The sequence below is a fragment of the Brachybacterium massiliense genome (genome assembly GCF_900184245.1).
Classification (GTDB): domain Bacteria; phylum Actinomycetota; class Actinomycetes; order Actinomycetales; family Dermabacteraceae; genus Brachybacterium; species Brachybacterium massiliense.
Genome location: NZ_FXXB01000002.1, coordinates 17,396 through 36,529, shown reverse-complemented (window position 1 = coordinate 36,529; position 19,134 = coordinate 17,396). Strand labels below are relative to the sequence as shown.

At 69.2% G+C, this 19,134-nt stretch carries 15 protein-coding genes; 9 read left to right on the top strand and 6 right to left on the bottom strand.

The annotated features are described in order from the left end of the window. The first annotated feature begins 18 nt into the window (after positions 1 to 18). The 5 genes from BN4251_RS00225 to BN4251_RS00205 are packed head-to-tail and all read left to right on the top strand — an operon-like array spanning position 19 to position 5,912. Complete coding sequence (locus tag BN4251_RS00225; protein WP_087483171.1) at positions 19 to 1,518, top strand: ATP-binding protein; 1,500 nt, start codon at positions 19 to 21, stop codon at positions 1,516 to 1,518. Next, positions 1,515 to 2,144 carry a hypothetical protein gene (locus BN4251_RS00220; protein WP_087483170.1) on the top strand — a complete coding sequence of 210 codons (630 nt, stop codon included), beginning with the start codon at positions 1,515 to 1,517 and terminating at the stop codon, positions 2,142 to 2,144. The genes BN4251_RS00225 and BN4251_RS00220 overlap by 4 nt, the downstream gene beginning before the upstream one ends. After that, positions 2,144 to 3,952 (top strand): type IV secretory system conjugative DNA transfer family protein, encoded by a 1,809-nt coding sequence (locus BN4251_RS00215; RefSeq protein ID WP_087483169.1) that lies wholly within the window; start codon positions 2,144 to 2,146, stop codon positions 3,950 to 3,952. Before BN4251_RS00220 ends, BN4251_RS00215 begins: the two co-directional genes overlap by 1 nt. Before the next feature lie 10 nt (positions 3,953 to 3,962). After that, entirely contained in the window at positions 3,963 to 4,556 is a 594-nt protein-coding gene (locus BN4251_RS00210; RefSeq protein ID WP_087483168.1) for a hypothetical protein, read from the top strand. A 30-nt stretch (positions 4,557 to 4,586) separates the two neighbouring features. Continuing rightward, entirely contained in the window at positions 4,587 to 5,912 is a 1,326-nt protein-coding gene (locus BN4251_RS00205) for a hypothetical protein (RefSeq protein ID WP_140398347.1), read from the top strand. A 127-nt stretch (positions 5,913 to 6,039) separates the two neighbouring features. On the opposite strand, the gene BN4251_RS00200 is transcribed toward BN4251_RS00205, so the two are convergent. After that, positions 6,040 to 6,981 carry a hypothetical protein gene (locus BN4251_RS00200; protein ID WP_087483166.1) on the bottom strand — a complete coding sequence of 314 codons (942 nt, stop codon included), beginning with the start codon at positions 6,979 to 6,981 and terminating at the stop codon, positions 6,040 to 6,042. Continuing rightward, on the bottom strand, positions 6,978 to 11,420 hold the full coding sequence (gene mobF, locus BN4251_RS00195) for a MobF family relaxase (protein ID WP_087483165.1): 4,443 nt from the start codon (positions 11,418 to 11,420) through the stop codon (positions 6,978 to 6,980). Before mobF ends, BN4251_RS00200 begins: the two co-directional genes overlap by 4 nt. 1,020 nt (positions 11,421 to 12,440) lie before the next feature. On the opposite strand from mobF, the gene BN4251_RS00185 reads away from it, so the two are divergent. From BN4251_RS00185 to BN4251_RS18405, 3 genes are read left to right on the top strand one after another with little or no spacing between them, the layout of a single operon-like run. Then, complete coding sequence (locus BN4251_RS00185) at positions 12,441 to 13,040, top strand: hypothetical protein (RefSeq protein WP_087483163.1); 600 nt, start codon at positions 12,441 to 12,443, stop codon at positions 13,038 to 13,040. Between the two features lie 14 nt (positions 13,041 to 13,054). Further along, positions 13,055 to 13,618: a hypothetical protein gene (locus BN4251_RS00180; protein ID WP_087483162.1), complete on the top strand. Its 564-nt coding sequence runs from the start codon at positions 13,055 to 13,057 to the stop codon at positions 13,616 to 13,618. An 11-nt stretch (positions 13,619 to 13,629) separates the two neighbouring features. Continuing rightward, complete coding sequence (locus BN4251_RS18405) at positions 13,630 to 14,088, top strand: hypothetical protein (RefSeq protein WP_010552445.1); 459 nt, start codon at positions 13,630 to 13,632, stop codon at positions 14,086 to 14,088. 52 nt (positions 14,089 to 14,140) lie between these two features. Here the strand turns inward: BN4251_RS18405 and BN4251_RS00170 are convergent, their stop codons facing one another. From BN4251_RS00170 to BN4251_RS00160, 3 genes are all read right to left on the bottom strand, one after another. Next, positions 14,141 to 14,572: a single-stranded DNA-binding protein gene (locus tag BN4251_RS00170; RefSeq protein ID WP_087483161.1), complete on the bottom strand. Its 432-nt coding sequence runs from the start codon at positions 14,570 to 14,572 to the stop codon at positions 14,141 to 14,143. Between the two features lie 113 nt (positions 14,573 to 14,685). Then, complete coding sequence (gene nrdH, locus BN4251_RS00165; RefSeq protein ID WP_087483160.1) at positions 14,686 to 14,907, bottom strand: glutaredoxin-like protein NrdH; 222 nt, start codon at positions 14,905 to 14,907, stop codon at positions 14,686 to 14,688. A gap of 687 nt (positions 14,908 to 15,594) precedes the next feature. Next, positions 15,595 to 16,185, bottom strand: coding sequence for a recombinase family protein (locus BN4251_RS00160; RefSeq protein ID WP_087483159.1), 591 nt, complete (start codon positions 16,183 to 16,185; stop codon positions 15,595 to 15,597). Between the two features lie 258 nt (positions 16,186 to 16,443). On the opposite strand from BN4251_RS00160, the gene manD reads away from it, so the two are divergent. Then, positions 16,444 to 17,676: a D-mannonate dehydratase ManD gene (gene manD / locus BN4251_RS00155; RefSeq protein ID WP_425426169.1), complete on the top strand. Its 1,233-nt coding sequence runs from the start codon at positions 16,444 to 16,446 to the stop codon at positions 17,674 to 17,676. Positions 17,677 to 17,748: 72 nt separating this feature from the next. Here the strand turns inward: manD and BN4251_RS00150 are convergent, their stop codons facing one another. Beyond that, complete coding sequence (locus BN4251_RS00150) at positions 17,749 to 19,110, bottom strand: PepSY-associated TM helix domain-containing protein (RefSeq protein WP_087483158.1); 1,362 nt, start codon at positions 19,108 to 19,110, stop codon at positions 17,749 to 17,751. Between the last annotated feature and the right edge of the window lie 24 nt (positions 19,111 to 19,134).

Below are 19,134 nucleotides of genomic sequence, written 5' to 3'. Positions count from 1 at the left end.
TAGACGAGGAGAGCACCGATGAAGGTGAAGCAGCGGAAGAAGCGAAAGGGCGGCACCCCGCCCTCCTCTGCAGAGACGAAGCCTCCCGAGCCGTGGCTGCAGGCGGCTCGCCGGAAGGGGTGGCTCGACTTCCTGGGAGCCTATGACCAGCAGGTCACCATGCTGCGGTCGACGACGTCGCAGACCTCGGCGCTGCATCTCGCAGTGGCCGGGGCGCCGACGTCATCGTTCGGCCTCTACGCCGGAGATGACCTGATCACCGGCTGGCCGGTCTTCCACGATCCGATCGAGGGCTACCGGTCCAAGGTCATCGGATCGCCGAACTGCGTCTCGATCGGCGATGTCGGCTACGGCAAGTCCTCGTTCTCCAAGACCTGGGTCACGATGCGCAACCTCATGCTGGGACGCCGCGTCGTGATCGTGGACAAGAAGATGCAGTCGGCCGGAGATGAAGACTCCGAGCACGAGGGCGAGTACGCCTCACTGGCCCGAGCCCTCGGCGTGGAGCCCATCCGCTTCACCGGCGAAGAGGGAGGGCTGAGGATCAACCCGCTGGACCCGGTGATCACGGGATCCGACCGACTCACGGCGAACCACAGCGACCTGCTCAAGGCGATCCTCGAAGAGGTGATCGGCGAGGTCCTCAGCGCGGACGAGCGCAAGGCCCTGCGGGTCGCGCGGGACGCCGCGGTCACGCGGGCGCGGGAGCGCGGCGCGGTCGCGACGATCCATGACGTCACCAGGTACCTCCTGGAACCGGACGAGGAGATCGTCGAGGCGCAGCTGGGACGCTACGGAGTCGACGACTACGCAACCTGGGGTCGTCGCGTCGGGTTCGCGCTCGAGGAGTGCATCGAAGGCGAGCTCGCCGGGCTGATCGACGGGGAGACCAGTGAGGAGATCCGTGTCCACGCGGGGCTGACGGTCTTCGATATCTCAGCGCTGCCGGACAGCGGCCCGGCGGTGCCGGTGGTCATGGCGATCATCAACACGTGGCTGCGGGCCACCCTCCTGCGGCAGAAGTCGGCGGTCCCGACGTTCTTCGTGATCGAGGAGGGTTGGCACCTGGTGGACGGGTCCTTCGCCAAGGTGTCCCAGCAGAACACGAAGAAGTCTCGCGGACTCGCCCTGTCGACCGTGACCAACTACCAGCATCTCTCCGATGTGCCGGCGAACTCGCCGGCCATCGCCACGATCAAGGAGGCCGGCACCATCGCGATGTTCCGCCAGGCACGCCGAGAGGACGCCGAGGCGTGCCAACGACTGTTCGGCATGCCCCCGTCGTCGATCGACCTGCTGATGAACCTCGAGCAGGGCTGCTGCCTGCTGAAGATCGGCAACAAGCCCGCCGTGCTCATGCGCGCGTCGCGCTCGAGCATTGAGGCGCAGCTGGCTGACACCGACGGCGCACTGCTGTCGCAGGCGCGCGTCGGGCTGCAGGGTGACGACTTCACGGCCGGGGAACAGGACGACGCCGAGGATCTCGCCCTGGCGGGTGCGGGGAGTGATGTCGCATGAGCGCCGCCGAAGTTGTGCCCTCGACCCGAATCCCGACGGTCACCTCGACCTACCTCGATCCGACCTCCGAGTCGGGTCGCACCCCGCTGTACATCGCGCGGCGCGGCCGCCTGGATGGGGTGATGCTGCGCCTGGACGTGTGGGAGCAGCTCCGGGACGAGGCGACGCGCTCACTGGACCTGCGTGAGCGCGACGAGCTGCAGGACCGCCTCAGTGCCGGCGTGCTGCTCGAGGGGTCTCTGGGGGAGGTCGCAGCGCCTCTACGGCCCCCGGCCGTCCTGGCGTCGCTGCCGATTCGCTACGTCGCGCACGCCGCCTCGGACATCCTCACGGCCTCGCGCAGAACGACGAACGCCCGGAACCTCGCCGGCTTCCTGGCGCACTGGACACGCGGTTACCTGCGCGGGTCGGCGGTCACCGACCCCGACCGTCCAGGGCCCGTGATCGAGCGGGAAGTGGCGCCTGCCTACCACGACGACCAGGTGCCGTTCCGGATCGTCTGGGCGCGGGCGGGGGAACACCGCGAGCACCGCACGCTGCTGGCGGTGCGCCCGCTCGAGGGCGTGCTCGCCCGGGCGTGGACGTTCCCGCCCCCGATGGATGCCACCACCGAAGGAGATGCCTGATGGCTCAGCGAGGTCGCTACGACAAGACCCCCTCGACGCTCCTGCTGCTGATCGCCGACTACTGGTGGGCGTTCCTGCTGATCCTCGTCGCCGGCTTGCTGGGGGTGTGGCACACCGCAGTGGTGCTGTCCACGCCCGCGGAGTGGGGCGACTTCGAGGTGAGCATGACCGGACTCGTGGGCGTGGTCCGTGGGCAGGGCCTGGCAGAGGTCCCCGGCGGCGGCACCTGGACCTACGTGCTCTTAGGCCTCCTCCTCGCGCTGATCGCCGTCGTGATCGTGGCCGTCTCGGCACTGCTGACGAAATGGCGGCTGCGCGCACCGGGCAAGGGCATGGCCACGAAGGCTGAGGTGAAGAGAGCGCTCGGCCGCGAAGCGATCCTCTCCGAGGACCGTGACGGCCGGCTGTGGCCCGCCAACTCGAAGGTCCCCGCGAAGGAGCGGACGTTCTGCGTGGGTACCGCGTCCTTCGCGCGCGGTGCCGTCGAGGCGCATCTCGGCCAGGAGCAGCATCTCGGGGTCGTTGCGCCGACCGGGGGAGGCAAGACGTTCCGCGTCCTGAGCCGGGCAGCGCTGAACGCGCCCGGTGCCCTCGTGGTGACGTCGACGAAGGCGGATCTGCTGGATGTGATCGCCGAACCCCGTGCGAAGAAGGGCAAGGTGTGGGTGTTCGACCTGCTGAACCTCGTATCCTGGCCCGAGTCGATGCGGTGGAACATCCTGCGCGGCTGCGAGGACACGGTCGTGGCTCGAGCTCGCGCGGGACAGCTGGTCAAGGGAGGCAAGAAGGACTCCCACACAGCCGGCGGTGGCGACTCCAACTCCGAGTTCTTCCTCGGCCGTGCCCGGACGGTCCTGCAGTCGTACCTGCACGCGGCCGCGCTGGGCGGCCACTCGATCGACGACGTGCTGAAGTGGGCGGCTGAGCTCGAGACCGACGACACCGCGCTGAAGATCCTCGACAAGCACCCGGGCGCCGACCCGTTGCTCGCACGCCGCCTGCGCTCGGCGGTCACCGGCGCGTCGGACACCGTCTCCTCGATCCGCCAGACGCTCGACGACGCTCTCGACGCTCTCTCGCTGCAGAAGATCAACCAGCAGTTCGTCGAGGACGAGCAGATCCCCACCTTTGATCCCGACGAGTTCGTGCGGTCCACCGACACGCTGGCGATCATCGCGGACGACAACGACCCCACCGACGTGACCACGCTGGTCGCGGTGCTGGTGGACTCGGTGTTCCAGGCGGCCAAGACGGCGGCCCGGCACACGGAGTCGGGCCGGCTGAGCCCCCCGCTGCGCGCGGTGCTCGATGAGGTCGCGAACATCTGCCCGCTGCCCGATTTCCCCAAGATGCTCTCGGATCTGCGCGGCTACGGGGTCCAGATCATCTACGGCCTGCAGGGACGTGCGCAGACTCGGAAGACCTGGGGCCCCGAAGGTTCCCAGATGATCGTGGATAACTCCTTCGCTCAGCTGATCCTCGGAGGGATCAAGGACGCCGAGCAGCTCGAGGATCTCTCCAAGCTCACCGGCATGGTCGAGGTGAAGGGCCTCTCCACGCAGGTCCGCGACCACGGCATGTCCCGGGGCAACCAGACGGTGAGTGATCAGGAGAAGCGGATCCTGCGTCCTGAGGAGATCGGGCGGCTCGAGGTGGGGGAGGGGATGCTCCTGACCGGAGTCGTTCCCGCCGTCGTGATCAGCTTGCCCGGCTGGACGCAGCTGCCCGACGGCGACGAGCTCAAGAAGTCCGCCCAGCGCACCGCGAAGTCTCGCGTCGCTGCGGGACAACGCCGCGCTGCGGCATGAGGAGGAGACGATGATGACCGAGGATGCGACGCCGGCCCCCGGCGATACCGACTTCACCTACCTCACCGAGGTCGAGCAGCACTACCTCAACGAGCTCGGCGAGGCGGTCGCCGATCACGAGGTGCGCCTCGAGCGGCTCGAGGAGAAGGAGAAGGAGCCGCCCGTCCCGCGGGACTGGATCACGCGACACCAGGGCGTGCAGGCCTGGAACGAGCTCGCGGACTGGGTGGACTGGCTCAACGCGAACTACTCCATGCCCCACGCCCGCCGCGTGCAGGAGTGCTGGCCGGCCCATCCGGGGCTGGTGCACGTCCTCGCGGGGCTCCGCTCCGCATGGCGCGCGTCGGTGCTCTCCGATGAGCAGAGCAAGGAGCAGGGCAACGCGATGGCGGCGTTCCACGACTACCACCTGTTCCCGTTCTTCCAGCGGCTCGAGGACACCAAGCTGTTCAAGTGCTCGAACGGTCACAGGGCCGATGATGAGCACGCCGCGACTGACCGCGAGCTGTTCCCGGAGGGGCTCGAGGTCGCCAGCGAGGACGGACAGGACTCGGACGCGCCGGAGATCGACTCTCCCAGCGGACGAGAGCTCCGGCGCGATTGAGGACGACGACACGTGGGGAGAGGACGAGACATGATCTGGAACCGACGCTGGCCTGGCGCTTCATTGCACGATTGCGTGCTGATGATCTGCGACGAGTGGGAAGAACACGGAATCAGCCGGCACCGGCTCGCCCGGGAGCTCAAGCTCCCGGGCGCTGTTCTGCAGCGCACGCTGGATCGGCTCGTCAGCCAGGACTGGCTCAGCGTCGAGCACCCGGACGGGCAGCCCTCGCGCGACAGCCACTACACGCGGAACGAGGTGCGCCCGGGCTACAGCCAGCTCCGCGGTCTCTGGTTCATTGACTACGGCTACGTGCCTAAGGCCGGCCCTCTGGGGAGGGGCCGGGTGGAAGCGCCGACGCCCGAGGTGGCCGAGGCTGCCCGGCACTCCCCGGATTCTCTCTCGGAGCAGTCCATGCGGAAGGTGCGGAGCCTGTACGTCGAGGCTGCTCGGCAGGCGGGGCGTTCCCTCGAGGTCTGGGATCTGATGCAGGCGGTATACGCGGACGGGTGGGCGGCGAGGGAGCGAGCCCGCGACATCATCCATCTGCCGCCGCACCACAAGGAGACGGACCTTCCTTCGCGAGCGGGCATCGCGGACGCCTCCCCGACGTCGGCGCTGGCCCTCGCACTCGCGTGCCGCAAGTTGGCGCGCGAGGATGCCTGGAAGTTCGCAACGCTTTCTGCTACCTCGGGAGCGGGCTATGCGCGAGCGGCGGCGATGTCCCAGGTTGTACACGGCGGGACCAAAGCGCTGGACTCGCTGCGGGTCGCGCACGAGCTGCAGCGCAGTGAAGCGCTGCGAGCCGGTGTGCGCATGGCCCAGGCGGGCACGGTGCTGGGCCGGCAGGGTTGGGCTGTCGACCGTCCGACTGTCGGGTTCGCCGGTGAGGTCGCATTGGCTTACTCCTACCGCGACATGGCGCAGCGTCTCGAGGGCATCGTCGAGGAGGTCTTGGCTCTCCCCGAGCTCGCCGCGGCCGCGACATCGCCAAGGTTCCGGGAAGTTCTCGGCGCCGCGCCGAGCTACGAGGTGCCGGAGGACCCGTGGGCGGGAGGAACCTACGAACTGGACGCGAAGGCCGCTCTTCCCGTCGACGGCGCGGAGCCGCCTGCTGTGGTGGAGCTCGAGGGTCCCGGGGACCTGCGCGAGGGAGACGTGATCGTGACGGCGGGGGATCGGGACCTCACCGCGAGAGTCCTCGTTGTCCGCACCGACGCCGAAGGTGAGACAGTGGATCTCGCCGTCCCGGAATCACGCACTGCGAGTGAAGTCGCGTTCTCGCTGCTCGATTATCACGGTGGCCTGGTCGTTGCTCGTGGCCGCGAGTCGGTGGCGAGCCCCTTGGCGGAGTGAATCTGCGGCGCTATACTGGCGGTGCGGCAACTGCCTGGAGCTCACGCAAGTGGGTGAACCCAGGAGGCCGGGGGGGTTGTGCGGGACGGATGAGCCCGCCGAACCTCGGTGCCGCCCAGCTTCTCCCCTAGAGGGAGCGTGAAGGCCCCTCCGGCCCCTGGACCGGAGGGGCCTTCGGCGCGTCCAGCCGCGGCGCCGCCGCGGGCCTGGACACCGGCGAGCTGCCCTGGGCGCGGAGCTGCTGGACGCGCTGCGCGAGCGAGTGGATGGGGGCGCGACGTTCTCGCTGCCCCTCACGGCCCACCAGGTCGGCTCTCATTGCCGTCCGTAGTTCGCGCTTCTTCCCGGTCAGCGCGTGCACCTCCTGCAGGCGCCCGCTGAGGGGGACAACGTGCTGGGAGTCCCTCGCCTTCATCCCGAAGTGGTGGCGCTGCACGGACCAGGCCACGGTGTCGGCGCTCCACAGCGCGTGCTCTTCGCTCATCCGCCCGTGGTGCATCCACATCTGCTCGCTGACCTCGCCCCTCTCGCGGAGCTCGTGGACGATCGCCTGGTCGAGACGGACATTGCGCTGCTGGGCCTGCGGGAAGTTGTCCAGGACGACGTCGGTGATTCCCTGCTCGTCGAGTGTTCTGAGCGCACCTCTGAGGCAGACATCTCGCACGGCACGCTCCTGCGCCTCGGTGATCTCGTGGTCGCGGACGTCGAAGACGACCACGGGCATCGCGGTCTTCGCGGCGATGTACTCGTTCATGTCGCCGATGCGGCCGCGGAGCCGCTGGTCCTTGACGGCCTCCTTGGAGTGCCAGAACGTGCCGCCTGCGATCTCCTCGAGGTCGCGCCGGATCTCCGGCAGGTCGTCCGCGTGGAAGACCACGGCGCTGAGGCCGTAGTACCCGATCTGACCGTCCTCGGTTGCGCGATGGGTTTCGTCGACGAACGCGACGAGATCCTGCCGGGTCGTGTACCGCTCCAGGAGGGTGTCGTCCCACAGGCCGCTATCGCGGTGGCGGGCGCGCAGTTCCTCGCGCCGGAGATGCTCGTCGATGCCGCCCTCGACCTCGCTCATCGCTGGACCGGTCCCTTCCCCTGCTCGCGATCGCGCGCCTGCTGCGCGAGGCGCTGTCGCATCTGGTCGTCGGCGCGCTTTTGCCCTTCGGAGAGCCTAGAGGTCCCCTCGGCCGCTCGCTGCGCGGCCACGCGCTCCTTGAGCGAGGGCAGGGGAACTCCGCGGCTCTTCGCCGGCGCCCCGGGCGCCGGCGCGAGCCGGGAGCGGAGCTGTTCGAGGTCGGCGCGGTCGTGTGCGGGGACCTCGGTGGGCTCGGGCAGGGCGCGCTGCTCGTCGGAGTAGTCGTGCAGCTGTCGCCAGGCCTTGATCTGGCCGGCCGTGTCCTCCCAGCGCGCGCGCTCGGGGGTGCCCTGGGCGGGAGTCGGGCCGAGATCCCGCGTCCAGGGCTCTCGCCGGAGGGCCAGGGCTTGGCCGTCGGACCGCAGCCGCGTCGCGAGGAGGCGTCGGCGTTCGGCGAGGTGGTCGCGCCAGGCCGGGGACAGGGCCGGGTCGTCCATGCCGCGGTCAGGGGCCAGCCAGCGCGGAAGACCGTCGGCGGCCGCCACCACGGGGCGATCGGGCTCGACCTCTCGACGTCGCTGCTCGGCGCGGATCGTCCGGTCTAGCGTGGACTCGCGTTCGAGGATGCGGCGGGCGTCCTCGAGGTCCAGGACGTGGCCGGCACGGGCACGGATGTGCTCGCGGTCGGTGTGGCCGTGGCGTCGCTGGGCGTCGCGCTGCACGTTCTCGAGGACCCAGCTGCGCGTGGGCATCGCTCGCCGTATTCCCTGTTCGCGGCGCAGCTCGGTGAGGTCGGTGTGTCCGGCGCGCAGCTTCTCGCGCAGCGCGGAGACGGTCTCCTCGACGTGCTGGATCCTCGCCGCGGTGGTCTCCATGCGCGGGTCTCGCAGGCTGACCTCGGCGCGACGGTACGTGCTCCACTCGCGCTGCAGCTCATGGAGCTCGCGGCGGGCGTCGGTCAGCTGGTGTTGGTCCTCGGACGCGACGACGCGCGCCGCAGCGACCATGTCGGAGAGCTCGCCCGCGGTGAGGCTGCCGTGGGGACGGTCTGTCCAGGCCGGGACCGTGCGGTCCTTGAGGTCGATCGGCTTCGCGTCGAGGGAGTGTCGGGCCTCAGCGATGTTGACGGCCTCCCGAGCGGCCGCGCGACGCTCGGCCGACTCCGCGCTGAGCTCGACGAGCCGCTCGCGTGGCATCTCGCGCAGGGGCCTGTGCTCGGCCGAGCGCGCCTGCTCAGAGCCCCGGCGGAGGTCGTTACGCAGCCGCCAGGCGAGGAGCTTGCCGGGGTCCTCGGCCTTGTCAGGCTCGAGGACGTCGCTGTGGCGGCGCAGGAGCCGGTCGATGTCGTAGCCGGCGTCCTCGGCGCTGCGCAGCGCAGCGTCGACAGCGGAGCGGGCGTCGGAGGTCACCACGCGCTCGGCGCCGGCGCCGAGGCTCTCGCGGAGGTGGCTGCTGTACCGCTGCTCGTCGGCGCGACTTGTGACGTCCTGGTGCTGTCGGCCGAGCTCGGCGGGGGAGTCCACGCGCTCGGCTTCGGTGAGCATCGCGTCACGGGCGGCGACGTCGCGGCGATCGGAGCGCGTGATCCTCGAGAGGACCACGTCGCGGGGCTGGTCGTCGGTGCCGACGAAGAGCTCGTTGGAGTGACGGCCGCGGGTCATGGCCACGTAGAGGCCCTCGCGGCTAGTGGCGGTGGTGGCCAGGGCTCGGGCGACGTCGACGGTGCGGCCCTGGGCGCGGTGCACGGTGCTCGCGTAGCCCAGTTCGGTGGACTCGCGCACGTACTCGGCCGGGAGGTGGACGGGGCGCTCGTCGGTGAGTCGGGCGGCGGTGATCGAGCCGTCGTCGTGGATGCGCTGCACCGTCCAGGCGTCGCCGTTCTTCACGCAGTCCCGGGTGCCGTTGACGGTGAGGGTACGGTCCACGCGCCGAGTCACCACGACGTCCCCGATCCCGGCGTCGTGGCCGTCGCGGAGGGCGGTGCTCGCGCCGAGGTCGACCTGCCCGCGGGCGATCCGGCGTTCCTGGGCGAGGCCGTTCAGCTCGGCGACCCGCACGTTGGTGTCGGCCATCATGAGCGATTCGCGTCCGGCGGCGTCGTCGGCGTCCCATGCGCGAACGATCTGGTCGACGAGATCCTCGTGGCGGCCGGAGTGGATCCGGCCGGCGGACTCGTACCAGCTGATATCGCCCTGTCGGAGGGCGAGGGAGGCCTGGGCCTCGGCGTCGTTGCGCGTGCCGTCGGTGTGGCGGAAGCGGTGCAGCTGGGTGAGCTCGACGGCGCCGACCTCGGAGGCGATCATGCGCAGCGCGCCCCCGGACTCGACCGCCTGCAGCTGACGGTCATCGCCGATGAGGCGGACGTGGGCACCGACGGTCCGGGCGTCGCTCACGAGCTGCTCGAGGTTCAGGGTGCCAGCCATCCCGGCCTCGTCGACGAGGACGACGTCGCCGCTGCGGAGCGCGAAGCGCTCGGGGACGGGGTCGCCCTCGCGGGCGCGGCCGCGCCAGTGCAGCCACTGGGCGAGGGTGGTGGATTCCGCCCCCGTGGCGTCCTCGAGCTGTGCGGCCGCGGTGGCGGCGACGGACAGGCCGACGACGCGGCCGCCTCCGGCCTGGACCGTCTCGACGGCGAGCTTCATGGCGGTGGTCTTGCCGGCACCGGCGGGACCGATGCCGACGGCGAGCACGTGCTCTCCGCACGCGAAGGCTCGTGCGAGTTCGATCTGTCCGTCGTCGAGGGGCACGTCCTGGCGGGCGAGGACCTCGTCGAAGGTGGCGGGGGCGGCTGCCGGGATGGCCTCCTCGCGGGCGGCGTCGAGCAGCGTGTACTCGGCGTCGATCATCCGTGCGGAGGTGTAGATGTTCCGGTCTCGCGGCTCGTAGATGGAGGTGCCGTCGGCACGGGTCAGGTCCGGGAGGACCGGCGCCTCGGAGCGGGGTGTGAGGTTGACGCTGCCGACGTCGCGGGCGTACTGGGCGATCGCCTCGCGCTGGAATCCGCTGAGCATCCAGCCGTCGTTCCGTGCTACCCAGCGGTCGACCTCGGCGCGGATGTCGCGCTCTGCCCACGTCGAGCGACGGGTCGACAGTTCGGCGATCACGTTCTCGCCGGCGCCGATAATGTCCAGGCCGTCCCGCACCGCGAGGGCCCGCTCTCGAGAGCCGACGGCGGCCTGCCGGGCGACGTCGGCGATCCCCTCCACGTCGGTGCTGCCGATGATCTCCGCCGCCTCGGCGCGCCACTGCTCGCGCATCTCGGCGAGGGAGCGGTGCGGTCCCTTGGGGGTGCGGGTCTCGAGGGTTGCCTGCTGACGCAGCTTGTGCATCAGCTTCGTGTCGGGCTCTCGCCCGTGCTCGCGCACGTAGGCGTCGACGAGTTCGCGAGTCCGCGCTCGGATCGCGGCCGAACGTTTCGCGGACTGCGACATGAGGCGCGGATCGATGCCGTCGACCTCCATCACGGGCCGCTTGCCCGGTCCGGTGGAGCGGGGCGAGAAGCTGAATCCGCGTGCGGAGAGATGGGCGACCAGGCGCTGGTTGTAGTGCTCGCTAGCGGAGACGGCGGAGCGGTAGAGCGCGGCGCCGTCGAGAGTCCTCCACCGGTCGCCGCGGGCGTCGTAGACCTTATTCGCAACGACGACGTGATCGTGGAGCTGCGGGTCTCCGTCGCGGGAGTCGTGGTGGCGGAAGCGGGTGGCGATCATGCCGGTGACGTCCAGCTGGGCGACTCCACCGGCGCCTGCGCGGGTGCCGATGGCGTGCTCCTCGAGGTACTCCACGGCGTCGTCGATAGCAGCCTCATGAGCTGCCGCCACGGCCTCGGCGGTGTCCTTGTCGGCGAGTCCCCACAGGACGGAGACGCTCTTGGGTGGGGAGAAGGTCAGGTCATAGCCGGCCACGGAGTTCGACCCCTTGGACAGCTCCTTGGACAGGAAGGTGGCGAGTTCCTTGTCGTCCGTCGGCCGGTGGGAGAAGCGTTCCTCGTAGACCTCGGAGGCGACGCGCATCCGGGTCTGGCGGATCTCGTCCACGGAGAGCTCGCGGCCCAGCCGGATCTCTTGAGCGTCACGGGCGGACTGGATCCGCTGCCCGATCTCGCTCGTCGACGAGTCGTACTTGTACGGCCGTCGGCCGAGTCGGGACGCCCGCTCGGCGTCCTTCGCCGAGCCGCCGCCGGCGATCACCGAGGCCTCGATCGCGTCGGCGTTGGGGTGCCGACCCTCCCCGAAAAGGGCCTTCATCTGCTGCTCGGACACGACGCCGGAGACGCCGAGCGCGGCGGTGCCCTTGCCGATCCAGCGGCCCTCGGGGGTGCCGGAGTCGAGGTAGTAGTCCGTGAGCTCTTGGCCATCCTGGCGGCGCTGATCGCCGGACGCGGTCATCGCCGAGTAGTAGGCATAGCCGTCCCCATGGGACAGCTTGCTCACGGACATCATGCGCTGATACTAGCCCGCACTTCGCGTCAGCGACACCGAGGACATTCATAATGCAAGAGGTGTGACGTTGCTGTGGTCCTGATCGGCCGTGAGCGAAGCGAGCCTCGGGGAGGCGCGAAGCGTCCTCTGGATCGAGCTTGCTCGATCTGCCGATCGGACCTAAAGCGTCGGCGCATGCCGTGCATGCTCGCTGTCCACACGTAGTGTGGTCAGCGATGAGCAGTGAGTTGCGCTGTGGACTGTGGGCTGGGGACGGTGTTAGGAGACATCCGCAGTCCACAGGGAGTAGCGCAACTCATCCGGGCCGTCGGCGCGGGCCGGCAGATCCATGGCGACACTGGTGCGGTCGAGGCCTCGCGCGCGCGGGAGTGCGCAAGTACACTCGGGCCAGGAGGCCTTCATGAGCACCCCCACAGTGGATGAGCCAGTCCGACGGCAGACACGGCCCGAGCAGCCCAGACGAGCGATCGACGTCGACCGCCTTCGTCAGAGAGCGGCAGCGGTGCGCCGCGCTCGACCGCACCCTGGTCGATCACAAGCAGCGCAGGCTGAGTCTCACGGCACTGCGGCACGCCAGCGCGCGATCCCGCTTCATGAATTGAGAGAGGACGAGCGCAGCACTCGTCGGAAGCCGAACGCGAAGGCGGGCAATGCTCCGCACCGACGGGAGCTCGAGAGCGTGCAGGAGCGAACGGATCGCGTCCGCGCCGAGAGGGCGCTCGCACAGGTTCGCGATCCTCGATGGTGGGATCGCGCGAGCGCCAGCGATCTCGAGCGGGCGCGCCTCGCAGCCAACGCCTCGGGAGTCGCGCCGGGGAGCCGAGCGGCAATCAGGAGCGAGATGCGGGAGGTCGCGCAGCGCCGATACGGGACGAGCGTCGACGGCGCGATCCTCTACGAACGCGAGAACCCGCGCCAGCCACCACCGGACATTCGTTTTAGCGGTGGCCGAGCGCTGACCTAAGTCGAGAACGATGAGAGGGGAAGACGATGGGAAGCGATGCTCCGTGGAGGCGAGAGGTGCCCTGGGAACAGGACGTCGTCTCGCAGCGCGTGATCAAGATCAACGACCACATCGCGCGAGGACTCGAGCGCGCCGTGGAAGAGGCCCGAGCGAACGGCGTCCACGCCCCGGGCCGCGATGGCGAGGGCAGGAGTGCGCAGATTCCTGCCGGCGCCGCGGATCGTCTTCGCCGCGCCGGAGACGAGGCGACCCGCGCGGTGCAGCCTGATCTCGATGACTCCCTGGACGGAATGTACCGCGCCGTAGAGGAGCTGACGGCCCACCCTTGGGACACGTCGCCAGCCAGAGCGGCGGCGACGGAGAGGATGGACCTGATTCTGCGCCGCTGGGGCGCTGGGACTCTCGACGCGATGATGCGAACGAACCACGACAACGAAGTCTCGCGCGAGGTGCGCAGGGTCATGGGTCTGGTGAGGGGACACGAGCGAGCTCGTGGATCTGGTCTCGAGAGCGTGAGCAGCCGGATCGAGAACGCCAAGAGGTCGGAGCGTTCGGTCGCGCGATCGAGTGCAGCGAGGGAAGCGGAGGGGCCGCCGGCCAACGTCCGCGCGCAAGCGGTGACTAACCGCGCACAGCACACGACTCGGAAGATGTGAAGGAGACAGCAGGAGTGGCACGGAAGAGCACGAAGGCGGCCGCGGCCCGCGAGCGGGCGCGAGAGCGCGCGAATCGGTTCCTCGAGCGCGAGCAGAAGCTGCTGCGGATCGCGGAACGGTTCGAAGAGGCACAGCTCGAGATCGAAGGCGTCGACGCCGCCACCGAGGCGAAGGTCGCGAAGATCCGGGAGCAGGCCGAGGCGAGAATCGCCGAGGCTCGCGAGCAGGCGGAGAAGGACGCGGCAGAAGCGCGCCGGCGCGCCGAGGAGCTGCAGCGAGAGATGCTCGCGCTCGGGATCAACCGGCGCGAGGTCGGCGAGAGACTGGGGATCTCGACACGAAGTGTGGTGCGGACGGAAGGGAAGAAGCCGGCGAAGAAGCTGAGTGACGAGCAGGCCGAGGCCGAAGCGGCGGCGCTTGTCCGCGAGGGCGTCATGATCCAGCTGGACGGAGACGTGCACCGACAGCTGTCGCCGACCTCTGCGGACGGCACCGAGCTGCACGGCATGCTGTACCAGGACGGTGAGGAGCAGGGCGAGGCCACTGTTGACCTCGCCACCGCCGAGTGGAGTCGGTGAGGGGTCCTCTCATGCTCGACATCGTCGCGGCTGCGGCCGATCCAGCCATCCGGGACCGGTACTTCGAGAAGGTCCGCCGGATCGAGGGTGGATGCTGGCTGTGGACCGGGGCGATCTCAGGCAGGGGCCACGGCAGGTTCTGGATCGGCGACGGCCTGGTGGTGATCGCCCACCGCTTCGCTTGGTCGATCGCACACCCGGGAGCCGAGCTGCCGCCCGTCGTGGCCCACGGGGACTGCGACAACCCGCTGTGCCAGAACCCGGCCCACCTCTCGGCGAGCACGAGCGGCGAGAACCGGCGGGAGTGGGCAGCTCGCCGGCACCGGCTCGGGAGCGCGCTACGGGACGTGCGCGGCGCCCGCGGCCGCGCACGGGAGCTGCGCGACGCAGCGCGCGAGGGCGCCGACATCGATGGGGTGATGGCGGATGGTGTTAGGCCGATCGACCGGGATCAACTCCCGCTGTGGTGACAGCAGAACGCCCCCGACCGGAGCACGGGCCGGGGGCGTTCTGGGTCTGGGGTCAGCCGGCGGAGCCCGATCCGGGCTGCGCGGCCTCCGGCCACGGCGGGGCGGCCTCCTCGGAGGGAGCGGGAGCCGCGGCGGCCTGGGGGGACGACTTGAGGAACCGCCAGGACTCGCCGACCGCCTTGACGTCGAGGTACTCGGCGGTGCGGCGGTTGCCGTCCCTGTCGGTGTACTCGCGGGCCTTGAGGGCACCCCAGACGAGGAGCCGGGTGCCCTTCTCGGCGTTGGCGGCGATGGTCCGTGCGAACGGGTCGCGGGCGACACAGGACTGGCCGAGGGGCGTCTCCTTGACCACCTCGCCGGTGCGGCGGTCAGTGCGCGTGGGGTTGTTGATGAGGCGGAAGCGCACGGAGGCGTTCCCGTCCTCGAACTCCTTGAGCTCGGGATCTGCGGCGAGGTTCCCCTCGAAGGCGGCGAAGCGGTCCATGCTGTCCTCCCTGGTCGATGGTGACCCCAGCCTATCGGACTAGTGCAGACAGTGCAAGCGGTGCAGTTAGTGGCAACAGTGCGGGAGGGAGGGGCTGCCTCCCGCCCGCAGTGTTAGACGAGCTCCTTGAGCTTGTCGGGTCGGTACCCGGACCAGTGGTCGTCGCTGGTGACGACGACCGGCGCCTGCGCGTACCCGAGAGCCTTGACCTGCTGGAGGGCGTGCTCGTCCTCGGTGAGGTCGACGAGGTCGTAGACGATGCCGGACTTGTTGAGGGCTCGCTTGGTGGCGTCGCACTGGACGCAGTGGGGCTTGGTGTAGACGGTGATGCTCATGGTGTGCTCCTTCGTTCCGCTGTTCGGGGGGTGCTGACAAGGAGCGGGGGATGCGCTGGTGGGGGTGGTGCACCCCGAAGGGTTGAGCCGGAGGCGAGAGCCCGGGCAGCCGGCGAGGACCCGAGAAGATCCCGGCGAAATAAGCGCAGCGCGTCGGGATCTTGTTGGGGACCGTCGGCCGAGCGGAGCGAGCCGGGTGTGCTCCTCCCCCGCCAGTGCGTCAAGATCCCCCGGTCCAGCACCCCCAGCGGAACCGAGATGGGATCACGGTGATCGCCGGCCGGCACCTCGCCCACCCGAGCCACATCCGTACGCCTCCATCGGGCCCGGGTCAGCGCTGCCCCGGCATCCCAGCGCGACACGCTGACCACAGGCGGTGCACTCCCAGGTGCGGTGCCCCGGAGCGAGAGTGTCGGTGCGGCACGCGCAGGCCGCCCATCCGATCAGGAACCGCTCTTCGCCGCAGGCGCACGCCGCCGGCCGCTCCTCCGCCCACCCCTCGGGCGTGCGGCACAACGGGGGGATCACCTGCAGCCCCTCGAACTCCGTGATGCGCTCAGCCATGAAGCGGAGCCTAGGCAGGCAGTGCGACATCTGCTTCGAGATTGCGCGGCTCGAGGGCCTCGAGCGACTCAGGCTCGCGTCGACGTCGCGCGCCGCGCACTCTGAGGGAAGAGCCGGCAGCGCCTACATCGCAAGCGGGAGTGCTGGCTGCTCGAGGTACGAGTACAGCGTAGTTCGGCTGATTCCGTACTCACGTGCCAGTTGGGCTTTGGGGACACCATCGAGGGCTCGAGTCCGCAGCTCCTTGATCTGCTCGCTCGACAGCTTGCGCGACCGCCCCTTGTACTTGCCGGGCACCTGCTTCGCGAGGGCGATCCCCTCGGCCTGACGTTCTCGGATCATCTCGCGCTCGGACTGGGCGACGGCCGTGATGATGTGCAGGATGAGCCGGGTGGTGAGGTCTCCCCCGTCCGGTCGGATCGTGAGGCCCTGGGAGACGAACTCGACCGTGACGCCCTTCTGCTCGAGCTCCTCCATGATCTCGAGCATGTCCCGGAGTGAGCGGGCGAGGCGGTCGATCGAGGCGACGACGAGAGTGTCCCCCTCGCGCACGTAGTCCAGGGCCTCCCGCAGTTGCGGGCGCTCCGAGGCCGTGGCGGCGGACTGGTACTCGCGGTAGGTCTTGTCGACGGCGCCGACGGCCTCGAGCTGCCGATCGAGGTTCTGGCCGGCGGAGGACACTCGGACGTAGGAGACGCGCTGCGTGGTGGGCATAGGGCGATTCTGTCCGACAAGGGTAGGCGACACGCGCAGGTGAGCAGATGTGTCCGGAAATGGCCGCCGAGGACCCTATCCGTAACCGTCCGAGCTACAGGCCAGGGGTGTCCGGTTGAGGTATACCCCAACGCAACGTCACCCGCGGAGCGATGATTGCAAGACTGTGCAATCAATGGAAACTCAGCAGTTCCGGCTCCAAGATCTCGAGTGCGCCCCTGAGAGGTGGCGCGACCTTGAGAAGAGAGCGAGTGGACTGTGAGCACGATCGAGAGCGTCGAAGTTCTCCTGACGAACCCCGGGCGGAACTTTGTGACGGTCCGGATCACCACATCGGACGGGGCCACGGGATTGGGTGACGCAACCCTCAACGGGCGCGAGCTCGCGGTAGCGTCCTACCTTCGCGATCATGTGGCGCCGATCCTGATCGGGCACGATCCGGCGGCGATCGAAGGCACGTGGCAGTACCTCTACCGCGGGGCGTACTGGCGCCGGGGACCTGTCACGATGGCTTCGATCGCAGCCGTCGATATGGCGCTGTGGGATATCAAGGGCAAGGTCGCGGGTCTTCCCGTGTATCAGCTCCTAGGCGGCGCCGTCCGTCGCGGGCTCCTCACCTACGGTCACGCCTCCGGCGCTGAGATCCCTCAGATCTTTGACTCGATCCGTGAGCACCTCGACGAGGGGTATCGGGCTGTGCGGGTTCAGACCGCGGTACCGGGGCTTGGCCAGGTGTACGGGGTTTCGGCAGCCGGTGCGAGCGGATCCGGCCGCTACGACTACGAGCCGGCCCGCCCGGGCACGCGGCCCACGGAGGAACAGTGGGACACCCGCGCGTACATGCGGCATCTGCCGACTGTGTTCGAGGCCGTGCGCGGAGAGTTCGGTCCCGAGCTTCCTCTGCTCCATGACGGCCACCACCGGATGACGCCGAACCAGGCTGGCCAGCTCGGGCGAGCCCTCGAGCCCTATGACCTGTTCTGGCTGGAGGACTGCACCCCGGCGGAGAACCAGCAGAGCTTGCGGCGGGTCCGCGACCTGACGAGCCAGCCGCTCGCGATCGGGGAGATCTTCAACTCGATCTGGGACTACCAGACGCTGATCACCGAACAGCTCATTGACTATGTGCGCAGCGCAGTGACGCACACCGGCGGCATCACCCACCTGAAGAAGATCATGGACTTCGCGTCGCTCTATCAGATCAAGTCGGGCTTCCACGGCCCCACGGACATCTCCCCGGTCGGGCAGGCCGCTGCCCTGCACCTGGGCCTTGCAATCCACAACTTCGGGATCCAGGAGTACATGCGTCACAGCGACCCAACGCTCGAGGTGTTCCACACGAGCTATACCTTCGCCGATGGCCTCCTGCACCCTGGCGACGTGCCGGGGCTCGGCGTCGAGTACGACGACCAGGCCGGAGATGCCCACGGCTACTCGCCCGCTTACCTGCCGGTGAACCGACTCACCGATGGCACCATGCACGACTGGTGAGCTTCGCCGCAGCGACTCGGCTCCAACCATCTCTTGGAAGGTTGGGGCCGTTGCTGTGTTGCAGGTGTCGCATCAGCCGCTCTTACGGCGCGTTCCCAGCACCCGACAGGCTAGGTCCAGCGCGACGAAGGCGACGAGGGTGACTCCGAGCAGGGGGAGCGCGAGGCCGACGACTGCGGCGATCGCGATGAGGATGCCGTAGGCCGCGGCGGTGTCGACGTGACGGCCGAGTGGTCGAGGGAGGCCGGTGCGCGGCGGCTTGGGGCGGCGTCGCCACCACATGCGGTACCCGATGACGATGAGCGTGATGACGGCCCCTGCGATAGTGATGAGTAGGAGCTGATTGGGCCAGCCGAAGAGGATGCCCATGTGGAAGGAGATTCCGGCTTCGGCGAGCTTTCCGGCGGCGGGCCAGTCGGCGAAACGCACGGTCTCGACGACCGTTCCTGAGGCGGGGTCGATCGCCACGGAGTCCTGCTTCAAGGGCCACGATCTCTGCACCTGCGAGACCACCCACGCCCCTCCGTCGGTGCTCGGAGTGATCGCCACCGGGTCCGTCAGGCCCTCGGCATGGGCCACGTCGAGCACGCTCTGCGCGGTGGCAGGGAGCTCCGCTTCGGCGAGCGGGGTGGTGGTCGCCGCCTCGGAGGAGAGGTAGGGCGTTGACCAGCTCAGGCTCTGGCGCAGCGCGCTGAAGTTGCCGCCCGCGAACTGGGACCAGGTCAGTCCGGTGGCGGAGAGGAAGAACAGCCCGATCGCGGCCCAGACGCCGATGGTGGCGTGCAGGCTCATGGAGCGCTGGCGCTGCGGTCCTTTCCGCTGGGGAAGGAGGTAGGCGCGGGCTGTACGCGCGCGGACCTTGCGGGTGACCCAGATGATGAGTCCGCTGAGGGCGAGGACCCACAGCCAGCTGGCGGCGACTTCGCTGTACCAGCGGCCGGCATCGCCGAGATGGAGGTTGCGGTGGAGATCGTCGAACCAGGTCCGCAGCGGCAACCACTCACCGAAGGTGTTCAGCACACCGGTGACCTCCCCGGTGTAAGGGTCGACGAACGCGGTGAGCTGCCGATCCTCTCGAGCCGAGGGGGAATCGAAGGTGACACGAGTGGTGGACTCGGAATCCTTGGGCGGGCGGATCTGCGTGATCGTGCCGTCGGCGACCTCGCTCTGCGCCGCCTCGATCTGATGCTCCAGCGGCACCATCTCTGCTCCGGCCGGGGCGCTGGCATGGAGTTCCTTGTCGTAGACGACCTGTTCGATCTGCGGGGTCAGCGCGTAGAGGATCCCGGTCGCAGCGGCGACGAGGAGGAACGGGGCAATGAAGAGCCCCACGTAGAAATGCAGGCGGAGGGTGAGCTCTCGCAGCTCATCGCGCAGTCGGCGCGGACGGGAGGTGTTGCCTCCGGTGGGGCGGGGCGGGGCCTGGGTGGCCATGGTTCGAGCCTTTCACAGCGAGGT